The organism is Ramlibacter sp. (assembly GCF_035706265.1).
GTDB lineage: Bacteria > Pseudomonadota > Gammaproteobacteria > Burkholderiales > Burkholderiaceae_C > Ramlibacter.
Genome location: NZ_DASSVG010000470.1, coordinates 1 through 3,173, shown reverse-complemented (window position 1 = coordinate 3,173; position 3,173 = coordinate 1). Strand labels below are relative to the sequence as shown.

General features: G+C 68.0%; 4 protein-coding genes. 2 read left to right on the top strand and 2 right to left on the bottom strand.

What is annotated here, in order from left to right:
• Together VFM98_RS16905 and iolG are read right to left on the bottom strand one after the other, a co-directional pair.
• The coding region (locus VFM98_RS16905; RefSeq protein WP_325111065.1) for a Gfo/Idh/MocA family protein at positions 1-725 on the bottom strand (725 nt) is incomplete at its 3' end.
• Between the two features lie 13 nt (positions 726-738).
• Positions 739-1,722, bottom strand: coding sequence for an inositol 2-dehydrogenase (gene iolG / locus VFM98_RS16900; RefSeq protein ID WP_325111064.1), 984 nt, complete (start codon positions 1,720-1,722; stop codon positions 739-741).
• A 132-nt stretch (positions 1,723-1,854) separates the two neighbouring features.
• Between iolG and VFM98_RS16895 the strand changes: the two genes are divergently transcribed.
• Both VFM98_RS16895 and VFM98_RS16890 read left to right on the top strand, forming a co-directional pair.
• Positions 1,855-2,745: a MurR/RpiR family transcriptional regulator gene (locus VFM98_RS16895; protein WP_325111063.1), complete on the top strand. Its 891-nt coding sequence runs from the start codon at positions 1,855-1,857 to the stop codon at positions 2,743-2,745.
• 87 nt (positions 2,746-2,832) lie between these two features.
• A partial coding sequence (locus tag VFM98_RS16890; RefSeq protein WP_325111066.1) for a PfkB family carbohydrate kinase occupies positions 2,833-3,173 on the top strand: 341 nt, incomplete at its 3' end.

Genomic DNA, 3,173 nt, shown 5'->3' with positions numbered 1-3,173 from the left:
CTGGACGCAAACGCCTCGATGCGCTGGTCGTAGCCGAAACCGCTGCGGCGGCTGTTGGAGATCACGCACAGCCTGCCCGCGCCGGTCTTCAGCACGGTGCGCGCGGTGTCGACGTCGCCCAGCTCGCCGATCACCGGGTCGACCAGGCAGCTGCCGGCGGCATACACCTCCACCGGCTCCTCGCCCAGCAGCCAGCGCGCCATGTCGAAATCGTGGATGGCCATGTCCTTGAACAGGCCGCCGGAGATGGCGACGTAGGAGGGCGGCGGCGGCGCGGGATCGTTCGAGGTGATCTGCAGGCTCTCGATGCTGCCGATGACGCCGCTGTCCAGGCGCGCCTTCAGCGCCTGGAAGTTCGGATCGAAGCGGCGGTTGAAGGCGAGCAGCATGTTCGCCCCGGCCAGTGCCTTCGCGGCGCCGCGGGCGCGCGCGTAGTCCTGGTCGACGGGTTTTTCGCAGAAGATCGCCTTGCCGGCGGCCGCGGCGCGCAGGCTGTAGTCGAGGTGGGTGTCGGTGGAGCTGGCGATGATCACGCCGCGGATCGACGCATCGGCCAGCACCGCCTCCAGCGTGCCCACCGCGGTGTTCCATTCGCCGGCCAGCGCCTGCGCCGAGGCGTCGATCGCATCGACCACGGCGGCCAGCTCCAGCCGTGGGTGCAGCGCGGCGTTGCGGGCGTGGATGTGGCCGATGCGCCCGGCGCCGATGAGTGCGACTTTGTGCATGCTCGTGTCTCGCTCAGAGTTTGAAGACTTCGCCGTGCTGCGCGGACCATGCGCAGGCTTCGGCCAGGGTCAGTGCGGCGACGCCGTCGGCGTAGCTGGTGAAGGGTTCGGCGCGGCCGTGCACCACCTCGGCGAAGTGCGCGATCTGCGCGCGGTAGGCGTCGCGGTAGCGCTCGGCGAACGCCGGCATGATCGGCGCGCCGCTGCTGCCGGCCTCGGTGAGCATGTGTACGGTGTCCTGCGCCACGTTGTCGGCGCGGATCATGCCGGTGGCGCCGAATGCCTCGATGCGCTGGTCATAGCCATAGCCGCTGCGCCGGGTGTTGGAGATCACGCACAGCCGCCCGCTGGCGGTCTTCAGCACGCAGCGCGCGGTGTCGACGTCGCCCTGGCGGCCGATCTCCGGGTCCACCAGGCAGCTGGCGGTGGCGTACACCTCGACCGGGTCCTCGCCCATCAGCCAGCGCGCCATGTCCAGGTCGTGGATGGTGAAGTCCTTGAACAGCCCGCCGCTGGTGGGGATGAAGCCGGGCGGTGGCGCGGCCGGGTCGTGGTTGACCAGGTGCAGGGTCTCCAGCTTGCCCACCATGCCGGCGTCCAACTGCTGCTTGAGGCGCGCGAACTGCGGATCGAAGCGGCGGTTGAAGCCGAGCAGGAAGCGCGCCTTCCCGAAGCGCGGCTGGGCGGCGCGCACCTTCTGCAGGTCCAGGTCGATCGGCTTCTCGCAGAACACCGCCTTGCCCGCCTCGACCGCGGCCAGCGCATGGCCCAGGTGCTGGTCGGTGGTGCTGCAGATCAGCACGCCGCCGATCGCCGGATCGGCCAGCGCCTGTTCCAGCGAGGCCATGCTGGCGCCGTGGGCACGGGCGAAGGCGGCTGCCTCGGCGCGCGGGTCGACCACGTATTTCAGGCGCAGGCCGGGTTGCCGGGCCGCGTTCGGGCCATGCACATGGCCCATGCGGCCGGCGCCGATCAAGGCAACGTCGATGCTGTCCAAGAGTAAACTCCCCACGCCGTTCGCGTTCAAGAAATGGAACTGATATTCCGTTTCAAAGTGTAATAGAATTTCCAGAAAGTTGTGCAATATTTCATTCGGCGCCCACGAGGCGCAAGCACGAAGGAACCTCCCATGGTCGAAATGGACGTGCCGCCCACCACCGCGGACGAATTGCGTACCGCCATCCTCGATCGCTATGAATCCCTCAGCAAACGCCTGCAGCAGATCGCCCGCTACGTGCTCGACGAGCCGAACGCGGTGGCGCTGGAGACGCTGGCCGTGCTGGCCGAGCGCTGCAACGTGCAGCCGTCGGCGATCGTGCGCTTCGCCAAGTCGTTCGGCTTCGACGGCGCCTCGCAGATGCAGCGCCTGTTCCGCGACGGGCTGCTCTCGGGCAACGCCGCGCTCGGCTACGGCGAGCGCGTGCGCCAGTTCAGCCAGAGCGTGGACGGCAAGTCGGTGGGCGACCCGGCCCAGGTGCTGTCCGAGTTCGTCGAAGGCAACGTGCTGGCCCTGCACAACCTGGCCGACGCGGTCGGCAGCCGCAACCTGGCCGCCGCGGTCAAGCTGATCGGCGAGGCCGAGACCGTCTACGTGGCCGGCTTCCGCCGCTCGTTCCCGGTGGCGGCATACCTGGCCTATTCGCTGCACCAGGTGGACAAGAAGACCGTGTTCATCGACAGCATCGGCGGCATGACCCGGCAGCAGATCCACGCGATCACCCGCCGCGACCTGCTGATCGCGGTGAGCTACCACCCGTATGCGGAGGAGGCGGTGCAGCTGATCGAGGCGGCCTCCGAGCAGAACTGCAAGGTGCTGTCGATCAGCGACAGCCTGGTCAGCCCGGTGGCCAAGCCGGCGACCGTGGTGCTGCAGGTGCGCGAGGCGGAGATCCGCAAGTTCCGCTCGCTGTCGGCCTCGATGTGCCTGGCCCAGGCGCTGGTGATCGGCTATGCATTCGCCAGCAACGCGCCCAAGCGCAACAGCTCGAAGCTGCCCGTGCGCAAGCCGGCCAAAAAATGAAACGTATGTTGCTATTTCTTGGAAAATGGAATATATATTACGTGCACTCGGCGCGGTGGGCGCCGGGTACCCGTGAGAGAAGTGCATATGGAAGGGGCGCGGCGCCAGCTTGACCTGATCACCATCGGGCGGTCCTGCATCGATCTGTATGGCGAACAGACCGGGGGGCGGCTCGAGGACATGATGTCGTTCGCCAAGTACGTGGGCGGCAGCCCCACCAACACCGCCATCGGCGCCGCCCGGCTGGGCCTGCGCAGCGGCCTGGTCAGCCGGGTGGGTGCCGACCACTTCGGCCGTTTCATCCGCGAACAGCTGCTGCGCGAAGGCGTCGCCACCGAGGGCCTGGTCACCGACCGCGCGCGGCTGACCGCGCTGTTCTTCCTCGGCATCCGCGACCCGGACACCTTTCCCCTGATCTTCTACCGCGA

Bases quoted from the DNA above. Each gene is read 5' to 3' on its own strand.
- VFM98_RS16895 (WP_325111063.1), top strand. From the start codon at position 1,855: ATGGTCGAAATGGACGTGCCGCCCACCACCGCGGACGAATTGCGTACC.